The organism is Mycobacterium celatum (genome assembly GCF_002101595.1).
Lineage (GTDB): Bacteria > Actinomycetota > Actinomycetes > Mycobacteriales > Mycobacteriaceae > Mycobacterium > Mycobacterium celatum.
Map to the genome: position 1 here is coordinate 69,639 of NZ_LQOM01000016.1, position 17,888 is coordinate 87,526.

General features: G+C 66.7%; 18 protein-coding genes. All 18 read right to left on the minus strand.

Annotated elements, in window-relative coordinates; all coding sequences use genetic code 11:
* Positions 1–72 precede the first annotated feature (72 nt).
* Positions 73–834: an enoyl-CoA hydratase gene (locus tag AWB95_RS04025; protein ID WP_062539368.1), complete on the minus strand. Its 762-nt coding sequence runs from the start codon at positions 832–834 to the stop codon at positions 73–75.
* Positions 831–2,417, minus strand: coding sequence for an NADH-quinone oxidoreductase subunit NuoN (gene nuoN / locus AWB95_RS04030; protein ID WP_062539369.1), 1,587 nt, complete (start codon positions 2,415–2,417; stop codon positions 831–833). The genes AWB95_RS04025 and nuoN overlap by 4 nt, the downstream gene beginning before the upstream one ends.
* Positions 2,414–4,027, minus strand: coding sequence for an NADH-quinone oxidoreductase subunit M (locus AWB95_RS04035; protein WP_062539370.1), 1,614 nt, complete (start codon positions 4,025–4,027; stop codon positions 2,414–2,416). Before AWB95_RS04035 ends, nuoN begins: the two co-directional genes overlap by 4 nt.
* Positions 4,021–5,895 (minus strand): NADH-quinone oxidoreductase subunit L, encoded by a 1,875-nt coding sequence (gene nuoL / locus AWB95_RS04040; RefSeq protein WP_062539371.1) that lies wholly within the window; start codon positions 5,893–5,895, stop codon positions 4,021–4,023. Before nuoL ends, AWB95_RS04035 begins: the two co-directional genes overlap by 7 nt.
* Positions 5,896–5,899: 4 nt before the next feature.
* Positions 5,900–6,199 carry an NADH-quinone oxidoreductase subunit NuoK gene (gene nuoK / locus AWB95_RS04045; RefSeq protein ID WP_062539372.1) on the minus strand — a complete coding sequence of 100 codons (300 nt, stop codon included), beginning with the start codon at positions 6,197–6,199 and terminating at the stop codon, positions 5,900–5,902.
* Positions 6,196–6,951, minus strand: coding sequence for an NADH-quinone oxidoreductase subunit J (locus AWB95_RS04050; protein ID WP_062539373.1), 756 nt, complete (start codon positions 6,949–6,951; stop codon positions 6,196–6,198). The genes nuoK and AWB95_RS04050 overlap by 4 nt, the downstream gene beginning before the upstream one ends.
* Positions 6,948–7,475 carry an NADH-quinone oxidoreductase subunit NuoI gene (gene nuoI, locus AWB95_RS04055; protein WP_084707026.1) on the minus strand — a complete coding sequence of 176 codons (528 nt, stop codon included), beginning with the start codon at positions 7,473–7,475 and terminating at the stop codon, positions 6,948–6,950. Before nuoI ends, AWB95_RS04050 begins: the two co-directional genes overlap by 4 nt.
* On the minus strand, positions 7,465–8,691 hold the full coding sequence (gene nuoH / locus AWB95_RS04060) for an NADH-quinone oxidoreductase subunit NuoH (protein WP_062539374.1): 1,227 nt from the start codon (positions 8,689–8,691) through the stop codon (positions 7,465–7,467). The genes nuoI and nuoH overlap by 11 nt, the downstream gene beginning before the upstream one ends.
* Positions 8,688–11,084: an NADH-quinone oxidoreductase subunit G gene (locus AWB95_RS04065; protein WP_085167706.1), complete on the minus strand. Its 2,397-nt coding sequence runs from the start codon at positions 11,082–11,084 to the stop codon at positions 8,688–8,690. The genes nuoH and AWB95_RS04065 overlap by 4 nt, the downstream gene beginning before the upstream one ends.
* Positions 11,085–11,133: 49 nt before the next feature.
* Positions 11,134–12,459, minus strand: a complete 1,326-nt coding sequence (nuoF, locus tag AWB95_RS04070) for an NADH-quinone oxidoreductase subunit NuoF (RefSeq protein WP_062538775.1) — start codon at positions 12,457–12,459, stop codon at positions 11,134–11,136.
* On the minus strand, positions 12,456–13,211 hold the full coding sequence (gene nuoE / locus AWB95_RS04075) for an NADH-quinone oxidoreductase subunit NuoE (RefSeq protein ID WP_062538776.1): 756 nt from the start codon (positions 13,209–13,211) through the stop codon (positions 12,456–12,458). The genes nuoF and nuoE overlap by 4 nt, the downstream gene beginning before the upstream one ends.
* Positions 13,208–14,509: an NADH dehydrogenase (quinone) subunit D gene (gene nuoD / locus AWB95_RS04080; RefSeq protein WP_062538777.1), complete on the minus strand. Its 1,302-nt coding sequence runs from the start codon at positions 14,507–14,509 to the stop codon at positions 13,208–13,210. Before nuoD ends, nuoE begins: the two co-directional genes overlap by 4 nt.
* Complete coding sequence (locus AWB95_RS04085; protein ID WP_062538778.1) at positions 14,509–15,201, minus strand: NADH-quinone oxidoreductase subunit C; 693 nt, start codon at positions 15,199–15,201, stop codon at positions 14,509–14,511. The genes nuoD and AWB95_RS04085 overlap by 1 nt, the downstream gene beginning before the upstream one ends.
* Positions 15,198–15,752 (minus strand): NuoB/complex I 20 kDa subunit family protein, encoded by a 555-nt coding sequence (locus AWB95_RS04090; RefSeq protein ID WP_062538779.1) that lies wholly within the window; start codon positions 15,750–15,752, stop codon positions 15,198–15,200. The genes AWB95_RS04085 and AWB95_RS04090 overlap by 4 nt, the downstream gene beginning before the upstream one ends.
* Positions 15,753–15,760: 8 nt before the next feature.
* Positions 15,761–16,138, minus strand: a complete 378-nt coding sequence (locus AWB95_RS04095) for an NADH-quinone oxidoreductase subunit A (RefSeq protein WP_062538787.1) — start codon at positions 16,136–16,138, stop codon at positions 15,761–15,763.
* A gap of 173 nt (positions 16,139–16,311) precedes the next feature.
* Complete coding sequence (locus tag AWB95_RS04100; RefSeq protein ID WP_062538780.1) at positions 16,312–16,710, minus strand: Rv3143 family two-component system response regulator; 399 nt, start codon at positions 16,708–16,710, stop codon at positions 16,312–16,314.
* 68 nt (positions 16,711–16,778) lie between these two features.
* Positions 16,779–17,312 (minus strand): YceI family protein, encoded by a 534-nt coding sequence (locus tag AWB95_RS04105; protein ID WP_062538781.1) that lies wholly within the window; start codon positions 17,310–17,312, stop codon positions 16,779–16,781.
* A 17-nt stretch (positions 17,313–17,329) separates the two neighbouring features.
* Positions 17,330–17,731, minus strand: a complete 402-nt coding sequence (locus AWB95_RS04110) for a nuclear transport factor 2 family protein (protein ID WP_062538782.1) — start codon at positions 17,729–17,731, stop codon at positions 17,330–17,332.
* Positions 17,732–17,888: the final 157 nt, after the last annotated feature.

Below are 17,888 nucleotides of genomic sequence, written 5' to 3' on the forward strand. Positions count from 1 at the left end.
ACGCTGACAAACCAAGGGGCCGGCAAGCGCCGCCCACACGAGCCTGTGGATGAAAGCTCAACTGTGGATAACTCAGCGGCGGATCTGCCGGCGATTGCGTTCGCTGATCTCGGCGTAGCGGGCACCGAGATCACTGGTGTCCGACAGCGCGCCGGAGATCGCCTGCTCGGCGGCCAGCGCCGGATCGGTCACGGCGGCAGCCCCGGAAACGTAGATCTGCTTTAGCCCGGCCATGATTGGCGCCGGCACCTCGGCGATCTGACCGGCCAACTCGACGGCCCGGTCCAGCAGCCCCTCATGCGCGACGACCTCGGTCACCAGTCCGATCTGTAAGGCGCGCGCGGCGTCGATCACCTCACCGGTCATCGACAGCCGACGCGCCATCGCCGCACCGACCAGCTGCGGCAGCCGCGCCGTCATCCCACCGCCGGGCAGAATGCCCACCCGCGCATGGGTATCGGCGAACACCGCTCGCTCCGAGGCGATCAGGAAGTCGCACCCCAACGCCATCTCCAGCCCGCCGGTGAACACCGGGCCATTGATCGCGCCCACGATTGGCGTGGCCATCTCACCCACCCGGGTGATGCAGTTGTGCGTCTGGTACCGCTCGAAATACGCCGGGCCTTCGCGCTGGGCCTGCTTCAGATCGACCCCGGCACAAAACGCCGGATCGACCCCGGTGAGCACCACGGCCCGCACCGACGGATCCGCATCGGCCTCGCATAAAGCGACGTACAACGCTTCGATCAGCTCGCTGTTCAACGCGTTTCGCGCATCGGGGCGGTTCATGGTCAGCACCCGCACCGCGCCGACGTCGTCGCCAAGAACGGTCATCTCACCAATTGCGCAGCCTGCTCGGCCAGATCGAGCAGTGGCTGCGGAACCACACCGAGCAAGATGGTGACCGCCGCGCACACCGCGATCGCCGCCTTGCTCCAGAAGCTCGGCATGACGACGTGCAGCTCCTCGACCGGCGGCTCGGTGAAGAACATCAGCACGATCACCCGCACATAGAAGTAGGCCGCCACACCACTGGCAATCACACCGATGATCACCAACGGCACCGCTCCGCCCTGCGCCGCCGCCTTGAACACCGCGAACTTGCTGACGAACCCACTCGTCAACGGAATACCGGCGAACGCCAGTAGGAACATCGAAAACAGCAGGCCCACCACGGGATAACGCCGACCCAGGCCGCCCCACCGGGACATCGATGCGTTCTCATCGCCATTGGCACCGCGGACCAGTCCGACGACCGCGAACGCACCGATCGTGCTGAAGCTGTAAGCCACCAGGTAGAACATCGTCGACGAGACACCGGCGGGAATGTCGGCGATCACGCCGGTGAGGATGAACCCGACGTGCGCCACCGACGAGTAGGCCAGCATCCGCTTGACGTCGTCCTGGTTGATCGCGGTGACGGTGCCGACCACCATGGTGAGGATCGAGATCGCCCACAACACAGGGCGCCAGTGGTCATGCAGCGGCGGCAAAGCGACATAGACCACACGCAGCAGCGCGCCGAACGCCGCCACCTTGGTAGCCGCCGCCATGAACCCCGTAATGGGCGTCGGTGCGCCCTGATACACGTCCGGAATCCAGGAATGGAACGGAACCGCACCCACCTTGAACAGCAGGCCGACCGCCAACAGCGCCACGCCGACCAGCGCAAGTGAGCCGTCGGGTTGCTTGGCCAGGGCATCGGCAATACCGGGAAGGTTCAGGGTGCCGGTCGCACCGTAGAGCAGCGCCACGCCGTAAAGGAAGAATGCCGACGAAAACGCGCCCAGCAGAAAGTATTTCAGCCCCGCCTCCTGCGACACCAGACGGCGATGCCGGGCCAGCCCGCAGAGCAGGTACAGCGGCAGCGACAGGACCTCCAGCGCCACGAACATCGTCAACAAGTCGTTGGCGGCCGGGAACACCAGCATGCCGCCGACGGCCAGCATGGTCAGTGGGAAGACCTCGGTCTGGGTCGCCCCGGCCTGGGCCGCGTGCCGTTCGCCGACACTGTCGGGCACCGCCGACGCCTGCGGCGTGAACGAATCAAGCCCGGCCGCAACGGCTGTGGCTGCACCGGGCCCGACGGGAACGCCCTCACCGCCACGTCGCTCCGCGATGAAGATGACAGCCATCACCGACACCAGGAGGATCGTGCCCTGTAGCAGCAGGGTCGGGCCGTCGATGGCCAGCGCCCGCAGCACGGCGGTCTCGCCCGACGGTGGGGTCCGGCGGGCCACCGCGATCACGGCGACGAATGCGGCCACCAGCCCGGCGAGCGCGAGCGTCACCTGGGCGCCGTAGCGGAATCGACGGGGCACGAACGCCTCGGCCAGCACGCCGGCCACCGCCACCCCGAACACGATGAGCATCGGGGAAAGCAGGACGTATTCGACGCTGGGCGTGGGCATGCTCATCGGTGCGGTCCTTCCGCCGTCCCGGTCGGCACCCGCGGCGCGGGGTCATGCTGCCTGATGGTTGTCATGGTGTGGCCGACCGCCGGATTGATGATGTCCAGCACCGGTTTCGGATAGAAGCCGAGCAGCACCAGCAGCGCGATCAGCGGCGCGACGACGACGAGCTCGCGCGGGACCAGGTCACGGATCTTTTCGTTGCCCTCGTGCACGAGCCCGGTCATGACCCGCTGGTAGAGCCACAGCATGTACACCGACGACAGCACCAGGGCGGTGGCGCCGAACGCCGCAGCCAGCCAGTAGCGGTTGAAAGTGCCGATCAGCACCAGGAATTCGCTGATGAACGGTGCTAAGCCGGGCAGCGACAGCGTCGCCAGCGCCGCTACCAGAAACGTCCCCGCCAGCACCGGGGCCACCTTCTGCACGCCGCCGAACGCGCTGATCGACCGGGTGCCGCGGCGGGAGACCAGGAAGCCAGCGATGAGGAACACCGCGGCGGTGGACAGGCCGTGGTTGACCATGTACAGCGTCGAGCCGCTCTGGCCCTGGCTGGTCATCACGAAGATGCCCAGAATGATGAAGCCGAAGTGCGAGATCGACGTGTAGGCGATCAGCCGCATGATATCGGTCTGGCCGATCGCCACGACCGCGCCGTAGACCACGCCGATGACCGACAGCACGACGATCAGCGGACGGAAATACGTTGAGGCGTCGGGGAACAACTGCAGGCAGTAGCGCAGCATGCCGAACGTGCCGACCTTGTCCATCACCGCCATCATCAACACGGCGGTCGCCGGGGTGGACTCGACGGCGGCGTCGGGCAGCCAGCGGTGGAACGGCCACAGCGGCGCCTTGATCGCGAACGCGAACATGAAACCGAGGAACAGCGCCTTGAGCACCACGGGATCGACGCCCAGCGAACCCGATGACACGGCTGAGACGATCGAGCGGAAGTCAAACGTGCCCGAACCGTGCTGGGCGGTCACCACATACAGCCCGATCACGGCGGCCAGCATGATCAGCCCGCCGAACAGGTTGTACAGCAAGAACTTCACCGCGGCCCGCGACCGGTGCGCGCCTTCGCCGAAACCGCCGATCATGAAGTACATCGGGATGAGCATGGCCTCGAAGAACACGTAGAACAGCAGCACGTCCAGCGACACCAGCGAGATCAGCACCATCGACTCGACGGTCAGCGTCAGCGCGACGTATCCGTGCGGTCCCCGGCTGCGGGAGCCACCTGACGATCGCAAGCGCGGCGCAGCCGGGCGCAGCGGGTCGTCAGCATCTTCACCGTCGTTCCAGCCGGCCAGCATCAGCAGCGGCACCAATCCCGCGGTCAGCAGCACCAGCACCACCGCGATGCCGTCCACGCCAAGCGTGTAGCCGGCGCCGAACGCCGGTATCCACGAGTGGGATTCGGTGAACTGGTAGGGGGCCCCGGTGGTGTCGAACCCGGCGGTGATCACAATCGACACGGCCAGCACACCGACGGCGACCGCCAGCCCGAACCATTTGGCGAATTGGCGCCAGCCGGGCGGCATGACGATCACCAGCACGGCGCCGGCCAGCGGCAGCAGCCACAGCAGCGAAAGCCAGGGGACGCTCACCACAGTCGCACCGCCAGAATCGCCGCGGCGACCAGCGCCGCACCCACGAACATCGACAAGGCGTAAGAGCGGGCGAACCCGGTCTGCAGCCCGCGCAGTCGATCCGAGGTGCGGCTGACCAGCGCGGCCAATGCGTTGACCGAGCCGTCCACGCCGCGGTTGTCGATCGCGACCATCGCGTCGGTCAGTTGCGCACCGGGGCGCATGAACACCTCCTCGTTGAAGGCGTCGCCGTAGAGATCTCGCCGTGCCGCGACGGTCAACACCGAACCGGCCGGCGCCGTCTCGGGCACCGGGTTCCGCCCGTACATCAGGTAGGCCACGACGACGCCGACGCCGACGACGGCGAGGACCACGACGCTGATCACCCACGCCGGGGTGGCGTGGGCGGCTTCATGGATGCCGACCACCGGTTCCAGCCAGTGCTGCAGGGTGCCGCCGATCGCCAACAGGCCGCCGGAGAACACCGAGCCGACCGCGAGCAGGATCATCGGCCAGATCATCACCCCCGGTGCCTCGTGCGGATGCGCCTCGGGCGCCCAACGCTTTTCGCCGAAGAATGTCATCAGCATCACCCGGGTCATGTAGAAGGCCGTGATTCCGGCACCAAGGACCGCCGCTGCGCCCAGGACGGCGCCGCGGATGCCGCCAGAGCCCAACGCGGCCTCGATGATGGCGTCCTTGGAGAAGAACCCGGCGAACGGAAACACCCCGATGATCGCCAGATAGCCCAACCCGAACGTGGCGAACGTGACTGGCAGCACAGTGCGCAGTGCGCCATAGCGGCGCATGTCCTGCTCGTCGTCCATCGCGTGGATCACCGCGCCGGACCCGAGGAACAGGCCGGCCTTGAAGAACCCGTGGGTGAGCAGGTGCATGATCGCGAACGCGTAGCCGGCCGGGCCGAGGCCGGCGGCCAGCACCATGTAACCGATCTGGCTGATCGTCGAGGCCGCCAGGGCCCGCTTGATGTCGTCCTTGGCGCAGCCGATGATCGCCCCGAACAAAAGCGTCACCGCGCCGACGATCACCACCGCGAGTTGCGCATCGGGGGCTAGGTTGAACACCGGGTTGGATCGCACGATCAGGTACACACCGGCGGTCACCATCGTGGCAGCGTGGATCAGCGCCGACACCGGCGTGGGGCCCTCCATCGCGTCACCGAGCCACGCCTGCAGCGGAACCTGCGCCGATTTGGCGCAGGCGCCCAACAACATCAGTAGCCCCATCGCGGTCAGCACCCCGCGGCCGGCACCCGGCGCGGCGGCGAACACGCCGGCAAACGACAGCGTGCCGAAGTTGACGAACATCAAGAACATCGCCAGCGACAGCCCGACGTCGCCGACCCGGTTCATCACGAACGCCTTCTTGGCGGCGGTGGCCGCCGTCGGCCGCTGATACCAAAAGCCGATCAGCAGATACGACGCCAGACCGACGCCTTCCCAGCCGACATAGAGGCCCAGATAGTTGTCGGCGACCACCAGCAGCAGCATTGCCGCGAGAAACAGGTTGAGATAAGCGAAAAACCTTCGACGATCCGGGTCCTCGGCCATGTAGCCGATCGAGTAGATGTGGATCAACGAGCCCACGCCGGTGATCAGCAATACGAAACAGATTGAGAGCTGGTCGATCTGCACCCCGAAGTCGACCTGCAGCGCGCCGACCGGGACCCAACTGAACAGGTTCTGGTGAATAAGCCGATCCGTGCGGCCGACCATTTCGGAGAGCAGCACCAAGCCCACCGCGAAAGCGGCCAGCGCGGCGGCGCAGCCCAGCAGATGGCCCCAGCGGTCGGTGCGCCGACCGCCCAGCAGCAGAATCAACGCGCCGGCCGCCGGCAGAGCCACAAGCAGCCAGGTATATGCCGTCATGGTTTCAGCCCTTGAGGAGGTTGGCTTCGTCGACCGAAGCCGACCTGCGGGCACGGAAAATCGTCATGATGATGGCCAGCCCGACAACGACTTCGCAGGCGGCGACCACCATCGTGAAGAACGCCACCATCTGCCCGTCGAGACTGCCATGCATCCGGGCGAAGGTGACGAACGCCAGGTTGACGGCGTTGAGCATCAGCTCGACGCACATGAACATCACGATCGCGTTGCGCCGCAGGAGCACACCGGCCGCGCCGATGGTGAACAGCAGCGCCGAAAGATACAGGTAGTTGGAGGGATTCATCTCTCACCGTCCTGCTCGGAACCGTTGCCGACCGTCCGCTGCTGCAGAATTGGCGGCACCGAGAGTTTCGAGTACGACCCGTCGGGCAGCAGGGCAGCCATGTCGACCGCGTTGTGGCGGGCATACACGCCGGGACCCGGCAGCGGTGTCGGGTATCCGCCGCTGCGGAAGCGCTCGATCGACAACTCGCGCTGGGTCTTTCGGCGTTCGAACCGCTCGCGGTGGGCCAGCACCATCGCTCCGACGGCGGCGGTGATCAGCAGCGCGCTGGTGAGCTCGAACGCCCACAGGTAACGGGAGAAGATCAGCGCCGCCAGGCCCTCGACATTGCCGTGGGCGTTGGCCTGGGTCAGCCCGGCGAACCCGCCGATGGCCACACCGCCGATGCCGACAATCAGCAGTATGCCGAATGCGATACCGGCCACCACGGCCGCAATCCGTTGTCCGCGTATCGTTTCCACCAGTGACTCCGCGGAATCCACCCCGATCAGCATCAGCACGAACAGGAACAGCATCATCACCGCGCCGGTGTAGACGACCACTTGGACCACACCCAAAAACAGCGCGTCCTGCGCCATGTAGAACACCGCGAGGATGATCATGGTCATCGCCAAAAACATTGCGGAGTACACCGCGTTGGTGGCCATCACGACCCCCAGCGCGCCGATCAGCGCCAGCGCGCCGAGTCCCCAGAACATCACCGCTTCACCGGTGGATGTCCGGATGATCCCGTCTGCCAGCAGCGTGGTCATTGGCTGGCCTCGGCGGCGGGTTTGACATTGCCAAGGTAGTAGTCCGCGTCGGTGGTGCCAGGGGCCCGCGGGTGCGGCGGCGGCTGCATTCCCGGTTCCAGGGGCGCCAGCAGCCGGTCCTTTTCGTAGATCAGATCGGCGCGGTTGTCGTCGGCCATCTCGTAGTCGTTGGTCATCGTCAACGCCCGGGTCGGGCAGGCCTCGACGCACAAACCGCAGCCGATGCAGCGCAGGTAGTTGATCTGGTACACCCGGCCGTAGCGTTCGCCGGGGGAATACCGTTCCTCCTCGGTGTTGTCGGCGCCCTCGACGTAGATGGCGTCCGCGGGGCAGGCCCAGGCGCACAACTCGCAGCCGATGCACTTCTCCAAACCGTCCGGATACCGGTTGAGCTGATGGCGACCGTGATACCGCGGCGCCACCGGGCCCGGCTTCTCCGGATATTCCTCGGTGATCGGTCGTTTGAACATCGCGCCGAGCGTCACGCCGAATCCGGCGATGGACTCCAAGAACTTAGCTGGCACGTGCGCCCTCCTTGGTCGGCGCCTTGTCCGGCAGCGGCGGCGTCGGGAATGCTGGTTCCCCGGCCGGTTCCGGCGCTTCCTCCGGACGAGTTTCCAAGCCGGACAGCGGTCTTCGCAGATACAACAGCAGGCCGACGGCGGTGACGGCGCTGGCCACCACCAACACGGCCGTCCAGTGCTCGAGGCCGTTGTTGCGCAACGTGCGGATGACCGCCGCGATCATCACCCACAGCAGCGACACCGGGATCAGGGTCTTCCAGCCCAGCGCCATGAACTGGTCGTAGCGCAGCCGCGGCAGCGTTGCGCGCAGCCAGAAGTAGACGAACAAGAACGTCCACACTTTGGCCGTGAACCAGATCAACGGGAACCAGCCGCTGTTGGCGCCGGCCCACATGTTCAGCGGCCACGGCGCGTGCCATCCGCCGAAGAACAGGGTCGCGGCCAGCGCCGACACGGTGGTCATGTTGATGTACTCGGCCAGATAGAACATCGCGAACGGCAGCGACGAGTACTCGGTGTGAAATCCGGCGACCAGTTCGCCCTCGGCCTCGGGCAAATCGAATGGGGCCCGGTTGGTTTCACCCACCATCGACACCAGGTACACCAAAAACGAGGGCAGCAGCAAGAACACGAACCAGACGCGGTCCTGCGCGGCCACGATATGCGATGTGGACATCGTTCCGGCGTAGAGGAACACCGTCGCGAACGACAGGCCCATCGCGACTTCGTAGGAGATCACCTGCGCGGTGGAGCGCACACCGCCCAGCAGCGGGTAGGTGGAGCCCGACGCCCAGCCGGCCAGCACAATGCCGTACACGCCGATCGACGACAGCGCCAGGATGAACAACACCGCGACAGGCAGATCGGTGAGTTGCAGCATCGTCCGATGACCGAACACCGACACCTCTGGGCCGAACGGGATGAACGCGAAGGCGGTGATCGCCGGGATGGTCGAGATGATCGGAGCCAGCAGGTAGACCGGTCGGTCGACGCCGGCGGGCATGATGGCCTCTTTGAGTGCGAGCTTGATCCCGTCGGCCAGGCTCTGCAGATATCCGCGTGGGCCGACCCGGTTGGGTCCCCACCGCAACTGCATGCGGCCCAACAGCTTCCGTTCGGCCAGGATCGCCACCAGCACGGTCAGCACCAGGAACACGAAGACCGCGACCGCCTTGGCGGCGACCAGCCACCAGGTGTCGTGCCCGAAGCCGGTCATGAGCCCACCCCGATCTTCACGACGGCGCCCGGGCCGACACCCAACTGGCGGTGTACCGCCGAGCCCGGCGAGTTCAGCGGTAGCCACACCACATGGTCCGGCATGTCGGTGACCGCCAACGGCAACGTGATCGCCCCGCGCGCGGTGCTGACGGTGACCGGATCTCCCTCGGCCGCACCGATTTCGGCTGCGGTCTCGGCCGACAGCCGCACCACCGGGGCCCGCGCGGTGCCGGCCAGGTGCGGCTCGCCGTCCTGCATGCGGCCGGCGTCGAGCAGCATCCGCCAGCCGGTCAGCACCGCCTCGCCCGACCCCGGCCGCACCGGCTGTTCGGCGGCAAATGTCGGGCCTTCTCCGCGTTCGCCGTTCCAGGTGCCGAGTTGGCTGAGCTCTGCGCGGGCGGCCTCCACCGTCGGCAGACCGAGGTCGACGCCCATCTCGTCGGCCAGCGCGTCGAGCACCCGCAGATCCGGTGTGGCGCCTTGTTGCAGCGCGACGGGGAAGGCCCGGTAGCGGCCTTCCCAGTTGACATAGGTGCCCGCCTTTTCCGCCGCGGGCGCCACCGGGAACACCACGTCGGCGCGTTCTGTGACCGCGCTGTGCCGCACCTCCAGGCTGACCACGAAACCCGCGGCGTCCAGCGCGGCCAGCGCCGCGTCCGGATCGGCGAGGTCACCGGGCTCCACGGCGCCGAGCAGCAAAGCGCCCAGCGTGCCGTCCGCGACCGCCGCCAGTATGCCGTCGGTGTCCCGCCCAGGCGCAGAAGGCAATTCGGCGACGTGCCACGCCGTGCACACCTCCGCGCGCGCACCCTCGTCAGTCAGCGGGCGGCCGCCGGGCAGCAGCGCGCCCAGCGCACCGGCCTCCAAGGCGCCGCGTTCCCCGGCGCGGCGCGGCACCCACGCCAGCCGCGCGCCGGTGGTGTCGGCCAGCCGAGCCGCCGCCGACAGTCCACCCGGCACGCTGGCCAGCCGTTCGCCGACCATGATCACTGCGCCGGGCTTGCGCAGCAGCTCACCAACCTCGTCGCTCAGCGCGTCCAGCGCCGCCGCCTCGCCGCCTGGGACGGTTTTGAGCAGCGTGCCCTTCATCCGCTGCAGCCCGCGGCTGGCGAACGGCGCCACCGCGTAGACCGGCAGCCGGTGCTTGCGGGCGGCCTTGCGCAGCCGCAGGAACACGATCGGTGACTCGTCCTCCGGCTCGAACCCGACCAGCAGCACCACCGGGGCCGATTCCAGGTCGGAGTAGCTGACGCTGACCGGCCGTCCGGCGACCCGGGCCGCCAGGAACTCGGCCTCTTCGCTCGAGTGCGGCCGGGCCCGGAAGTCGATGTCGTTGGTGTCCAAGGCAATTCGCGCGAACTTGGCGTAGGCATAGGCGTCCTCCCAGGTCATCCGGCCACCGACCAGCACGCCCGCGCGAGCTTCGGACAGTCCGTTGACCGCCGCGGCAAGCGCCTCCGGCCATGAGGCGGGCACCAGCGCGCCGCCGGTGTCGCGGACCAGGGGAGTGGTGATCCGGTCCGGTTGCGTGGCGTAGGTGAACGCCCACCGGCCCTTGTCGCAGTTCCACTCCTCGTTGACTTCCGGGTCGTCGCCGGCCAGCCGGCGCAGCACCTTGCCGCGGCGGTGGTCGGTGCGCTGTGCGCAGCCGGACGCGCAGTGCTCGCACACGCTCGGGCTCGACACTAAGTCGTAGGGCCGTGCCCTGAACCGGTAGGCGGTGCCGGTCAGCGCGCCCACTGGGCAGATCTGCACGGTGTTGCCCGAAAAGTAGGACTCGAACGGCTCGTTGGCGTAGATGCCGACCTGCTGCAGCGCGCCACGCTCGAGCATGTCGATGAACGGGTCGCCGGCGATCTGCTCGGAAAAGCGGGTGCAGCGGGCGCATAGGATGCAGCGTTCCCGGTCCAGCAATACCTGCGAGGAGATGTTGATCGGCTTGGCGAAGTGGCGCTTGGCGTCGGTGTAGCGAGAATCGGGCCGCCCGTTGGACATTGCCTGGTTCTGTAGCGGACATTCGCCGCCCTTGTCGCACATCGGGCAGTCCAGCGGATGGTTGATCAGCAGCAGTTCCATCACCCCGTGTTGCGCCTTGTCGGCGGCTTCGGAGGTGAACTGGGTGCGCACCACCATGTCGTCGGTCACCGCAATGGTGCACGACGCCATAGGTTTACGTTGGCCCTCGATCTCGACCAGGCATTGCCGGCAGGCCCCGACCGGGTCCAGCAGGGGGTGGTCGCAGAACCGCGGGATCTGGACGCCCATCAATTCGGCGGCGCGAATCACCAACGTGCCCTTGGGGACACTGATCTCGGTGCCGTCGATGGTCAACGTCACCATCTCCGGCTCGGCGACGCCGCCGCCGGTTTGAGTGTCGGCTGCCTGAGTCATTGGCGCCGCTCCTCCCCATCGCTTGCGCTCTGCATCGTCGCCGGCGCGGTCACGCATCAGCTCCGTTCGTGAGCATGGACTCTCGGGGGTCGAAGGGGCAGCCGCCGCCTTCGACGTGCGCGACGTACTCGTCGCGAAAGTACTTCAGCGACGACATCACCGGGCTGGCCGCGCCGTCGCCCAACGCGCAGAACGACTTACCCAAGATCGTGTCGGAGATGTCGAACAACTTGTCCAAATCTTCGGCGGTGCCCTTGCCGGTCTCCAGCCGGGCGTAGATTTTGTCCAGCCAGAACGTGCCCTCCCGGCACGGCGTGCACTTGCCGCACGACTCGTGCTTGTAGAACTCGGTCCAGCGCCGCACCGCGCGCACCACGCACGTCGTCTCGTCGAAGATTTCGAGCGCCTTGGTGCCCAGCATGGAGCCGGCCTCGCCGACGCCCTCGTAATCGAGTGGCACGTCGAGGTGCTCGTCGGTGAGGATCGGCGTCGACGAGCCGCCCGGCGTCCAGAACTTGAGCCGATGCCCCTTGCGGACCCCGCCGGCGTAGTCGAGCAACTCGCGCAAGGTGATGCCCAGCGGTGCCTCGTACTGGCCGGGCCGGGTCACGTGGCCCGACAGCGAATACAGCGTGAAGCCAGGCGATTTATCGCTGCCCATCGAGCGGAACCAGTCGACGCCGTTGAGAATGATGGGCGGCACGCTGGCGATGGTTTCGACGTTGTTGATCACCGTCGGGCAGGCGTACAGCCCGGACACCGCCGGGAAGGGCGGCCGCAGCCGCGGCTGACCGCGCCGGCCTTCCAGCGAATCGAGCAGCGCGGTCTCTTCGCCGCAGATGTAGGCGCCGGCGCCGGCATGTACCACCATCTCCAGGTCGTAGCCGGAGCCGGCGATGTCGCGGCCCAAAAAGCCTGCGGCATAAGCCTCAGCGACCGCGTTGTGCAGCCGGCGTATCACCGGCAGCACCTCGCCGCGCACATAGATGAAGGCGTGGCTGGCCCGGATCGCGTAGGCGGCGATGATGCTGCCTTCGATCAACACATGCGGGGTGGCCAGCATCAGCGGCATGTCTTTGCATGTGCCCGGCTCGGATTCGTCGGCGTTGACCACCAGATAGTGCGGCTTGGCGGCCGGCCCTTCGTCGCCCTGCGGGATGAACGACCATTTGGTTCCGGTCGCGAAACCCGCGCCGCCACGGCCGCGCAGTCCGGAGTCCTTGACGGTCTGCAGCACCGCGTCGGGCTCCATCTCGAGGGCCTTTTGCAGTGCCCGATAGCCGTCGTGGCGGCGATAGGTGTCAAGAGTCCACGACTCGGGGTCGTCCCAGTAGCGGCTGAGCACCGGCGTTAAACGCACGGGGGCGGCCATCATTCACCGTCCCCGGTGGGGGGTGCCTGCATGTCGCGCTCCTGGGCGACGCGCAGACCGGCCAACGTGGCTGCGCCCGCGCCACCCTGACCGTCGTCGGGGCGCTGGTCGGGAAAGCCCGCCAGGATCCGCTCGGTCTGCCGGAACGGACACAGCTGCGCGCCGCGGGTCGGCCGCGGGGGCTCACCGGAGCGCAGCCCGTCGACGAGTTCCCGTGCGGAAGCCGGGGTTTGGTTGTCGAAGAACTCCCAGTTGACCATCACCACGGGGGCGTAGTCGCAGGCGGCGTTGCATTCCACATGCTGCAGTGTGACTTTGCCGTCCTCGGTGGTCTGGTCATTGTCGATGCCGAGGTGTTCTTTGAGGGACTCGAAGATCGCGTCGCCGCCCATAACTGCGCACAGCGTGTTGGTGCAGACGCCCACGAGGTAGTCGCCGGTGGGTCCGCGGCGATACATCGTGTAGAAGCTCGCCACCGCCGCCACTTCGGCTCCGGTCAGTCCGAGCTGCTCGCCGCAGAACTCCAAACCCGCCGGCGTCAAATAGGAGTCTTCGGATTGCACCAGGTGCAGCAGCGGCAGCAACGCCGAGCGTCCATTGGGGTAGCGGCCGATGATCTCCTTGGCGTCAACCTCCAACCGCGCCTTGACGTCCGGCGGATACGACTCGGGGGCACCCTCCACCACGAACTGTCCGGGCTCCTCTGGCGGCGGACCGAGGTGGAGGAACACCGGCTCGCCTTGTGGCCCCGTCACCGGTCGACCCCGCCCATGACCGGATCGAGGCTGGCGACCGCGGCGATCACGTCGGCGACCATGCCGCCTTCGCACATCGCGGCGACGGCCTGCAAGTTGGTGAACGACGGGTCCCGGTAGTGCACCCGGTACGGGCGGGTGCCGCCGTCGGACACCATGTGCACACCCAGCTCGCCGCGTGGTGATTCGACCGCGACGTAGACCTGGCCGGCTGGAACTCGGATGCCCTCGGTGACCAGCTTGAAGTGGTGGATCAGCGCTTCCATCGAGCTGCCCATGATCTTGGCGATGTGCTCGGGCGAGTTGCCGAGCCCGTCGGGCCCGACCTTCAGGTCGGCGGGCCAGGCGATCTTGCGGTCCTCGACCCTGATCGGCCCGGGCTTGAGCTTGTCCAGACACTGCTCGACGATCTTCAGCGACTCTCTCATCTCCTTGACGCGAATCATGTAGCGCCCGTAGGCATCACAGCCGTCGTCGGTGATCACGTCGAATTCGTAGTTCTCGTAGCCGCAATACGGTTCGGCTCGCCGCAGATCGTGCGGCAACCCGGTCGAGCGCAGCACCGGGCCGGTGATGCCCAGCGCCATGCAGCCGGCGAGGTCGAGGTAGCCGATGCCCTGGGTGCGGGCCTTCCAGATGTAGTTCTCGTTGAGAAGGTTCTCCAGGTCGTTGAGCCGACGGCTCATCAGCTTCAGAAAGTCGGCGATCTCGCTCTCCGCGTTCGGCGGCAGGTCCTGCGCCAGACCTCCGGGGCGAATGTAGTTGTGGTTCATCCGCAAACCGGTGATCGACTCGAACAGGTTGAGCACCAGTTCGCGTTCCCGGAAGCCGAGGAACATCGCGGTCATCGCGCCCAGCTCCATGCCGCCGGTCGCCAACGCCACCAGGTGCGACGAAACCCGGTTGAGTTCCATCATCATCACCCGGATGACGTTGACCCGCTCCGGGATCTGATCGGTGATGCCGAGCAGCTTCTCCACGCCGAGGCAGAACGCGGTTTCGTTGAAAAACGGTGACAGGTAATCCATTCGGGTCACGAACGTGACGCCTTGGGTCCAGTACCGGTATTCGAGGTTCTTCTCGATTCCGGTGTGCAGGTAGCCGATTCCGCAGCGGGCCTGGGTGACCGTCTCGCCTTCGATCTCCAGGATGAGCCGCAGCACGCCGTGGGTGGACGGATGCTGCGGGCCCATGTTGACGACGATGCGATCCCCGGGATCTGCATCGCGAGCGGCCTGGACCACCTGTTCCCAGTCGTCGCCGCCGGCCATCAATACCGTTTCGCCTGCTTCGCTCATCAGTTGTAGGCTCTCCGCTCGTCGGGCGGGGGGATCTGGGCGCCCTTGTACTCCACCGGGATGCCGCCGAGCGGGTAGTCCTTGCGTTGCGGGTGACCGTGCCAGTCGTCGGGCATCTCGATGCGGGTCAGCGACGGGTGGCCGTCGAAGATGATGCCGAAGAAGTCGTAGGTCTCCCGCTCGTGCCAGTCGTTGGTGGGATAGATCGAAAACAGCGACGGGATGTGCGGATCAGCGTCCGGCACAGCCACTTCCAGCCGGACGCGACGGTTGTGGGTGATCGACTTGAGCGGGTACACCGCGTGCAGTTCGCGGCCGGTCTCGCGCGGGTAGTGCACCCCGTTGACGCCCAGGCACAGCTCGAAGCGCAGCGCAGGCTCGTCGCGCAGCCGCTGGGCGACCTGCGGCAGCATCTCGCGGCGCACGTGCAGGGTCAGCTCCTCGCGGTAGACCACGACTTTCTCAATCGCATCGGTGAATTTGACGCCGTTGGCCTGCAACGCCTCGGCCAACTGGTCGACCACCTCGTCGAAGTAGCCGCCGAAGGGTCGCGGGCTGCTGCCCGGCAGCGCGACCTGCCGGATGAGTCTGCCGTATCCCGACGTGTCACCGCTGTCGGAGACCCCGAACATGCCACGCCGGACGTCGATTACTTCTTCGTCGGTGCGGCCGGTTTGGTCGGGTGGGCTCATCGCAGCAGTCCGCGCATCTCGATCGTGGGCCTGGCCGCCAGCGCCGCCTCTTCGGCTTCGGCGATGGCGCGCTCCCTGTCGACGCCCAGCGGCATCTCCTGAATCTTGTCGTGCAGCTTCAGGATTGCGTACAGCAGCATCTCGGGGCGGGGTGGACAGCCGGGCAGGTAGATATCCACCGGGACGACGTGGTCCACACCCTGCACGATCGCGTAGTTGTTGAACATTCCGCCCGACGACGCGCATACGCCCATCGCCAGTACCCATTTCGGTTCGGCCATCTGGTCGTAGATCTGGCGCAGCACCGGCGCCATTTTCTGGCTGACCCGGCCGGCGACGATCATCAGGTCGGCCTGCCGCGGCGTCGCGGAGAACCGCTCCATGCCGAAGCGTGCGATGTCGAATCGCGGCGAAGCCGTCGACATCATCTCGATGGCGCAGCAGGCCAATCCGAATGTCGCCGGCCACAACGAGTTCTTCCGGAAATACCCCGCCAGTCGCTCGACGGTGGTCAGCAGGAAACCGCTGGGCAGTTTCTCTTCCAGGCCCACGCCCTACCTCAATCCCACGTCAGGCCGCCGCGACGCCACACGTACGCATAGGCGACGAACACCGTGAGCATGAACACCACCATTTCGACGAGCGCGAACACGCCCAGCGCGTCGTAGCTGACCGCCCACGGATACAGGAACACGATTTCGATGTCGAAGACGATGAACAGCATCGCGGTCAGGTAATACTTCACCGGGAACCGCTGTCCGCTGCCCGCGTGCGGCGCATTTGCCGGCTGGTGGGCGGGTTCGATCCCGCACTCGTAGGCCTCCAACTTCGACCGGTTGTACCGCGACGGGCCCACCACCAGCGCCACGGCCACCGAGAAGATCGCGAAAGCGGCGGCGATCGCCCCGAGCACCAGGATCGGCGTGTAGAGATTCATCGCGCGGCGCTGCTCCTCGTGGCTGTCTCCTGTGACCTCAACCACAGCCTAGCGATCGTGTGTGCCACTCCGCTCAGGGGTTCGGATGTGACCTCGGCCACAGCCGGTCAAGCGCATGCAGATGTGGCGGCGCTGCCGCGAAAAAGCTACGGCGCTACGGTGATTCGCGTTCGTCAGGCGGCGGGGGTACGCAGCAGGCCCGCCACTGTGCGGCCGAGTTGAATGGGATCGACCGGATGCGGCACCGCGGCCTCGGCCCGCGACCAACTGGCCAGCCAGGCGTCGTCGGGGCGCCCGGTGAGCACCACGATCGGCGGACAGTGGGCGACCTCGTCCTTGAGCTGTTTCGCGATACCCATCCCGCCCTCCGGGGTGGCCTCGCCGTCGAGAATGGCCAGGTCGATGCCGCCGGCGTCGACCTGCTTGATCACCATCGGTCCGGTCGCTACCTCGACGTAGCTCAGCTCGGGCAGATCGGGGTGGATCCGCTTGCCGAGTGCCAGCATCACGTCCTGGCGGGTTTTCGCATTGTTGCTGTAGACGAGGATCCGGAGCGCGTCGGTGGCGGCCACGGTGCAGAGCCTAGCCCGACGACGATGAGGGCCGGGTAACGGCCCGAAAGAGGAGTCGGGCAATCAGGCTAACGCCCGCGGACGAAGTAGGCGTCGGCCGCGGCGGTGGCCGTCTTGCCGATCATCCCGAGCCGATTCCAGCCGAGGCCGAACTGCGTCCGGTCGATCTTGATCTTCGTGGTGATGCGCACCGAGCCGTCGCCGAGCACAGTGACCTGGACCGGCAGCGGCAGCGGCTCACTGATCCCCTTGATGGTGAAGGTGGCCCGCAGATCGGCAGCGTTGCCGGTCCCGGGCTGGACGGCGGTGACGACGACGCTGATCTCCGGGAAACGCTCGACATCGAAGAAGTCGGCCGAGCGCAGGTGCTCGTCGCGTTTGCGGATGCCGGTGCGCAGCGACGCCGTCTGGATGTCGAGGCGGCCGAAGACCGCGCCTTTGCCGGTGACTTGCCCGTCGGCGCTGACGTCGGTGAACTGGCCCTTGACGTTCATCAGGCCCCAGAAGTTCCTGATCTTGAAGGCGACGGTGGAGCGGTCCGGGACCAGATTCCACACCCCGGCGGTGTCCGGATCGCTCAGCAGCGTTTCTACGGTAGTCATCTGCGCCTCCGTTGCAGCTAACTCACCAGCGGGGCGAGTTCGGCTGGGTCGAAGTACTCATCGATACGGCTGATCAGAGCTTGAGAGTTAGGGGAGGCTCCCAACTTAATCACGATGCACACCCGCATGGCGATCGAGCCGCCGTTGTGGCCGGTGGCGTGCAGGATGTGCTGTTGGACGAATCCGCCCGCGAACAGCTGCCGGTCCAGGATCTCGTAGCGGCGTCGCGCCGTCGCGCCGATGAACCAGTCGATGACTCGCAGCGCACGCACCTTGTCGCGATCCCGGCCGGCGCCCACTCGCCAGACCGCGATGTCGTCACTCCACAGCCGGGCCACCGTCGCCGTGTCGCTGTTCTCGATCGCCGCGAAGAGCTGATCGGCCACCGCGGTGATGGTGGCGGCGTCGGCTGCGGGCATGGCAGCTCCTGTGTCGTTGCGGGTGGTACCAAGCTGCGCAGCCATGACCGTACCCGTCGTCGCACGGCCAGGGCGGCGGTGCGCCCGGCCCGGCCGCGAAAATTTTTGGATTTTTCTCGTGCCACCGGGAATATAGCTCTGTGGTAAGAGGTTTTCT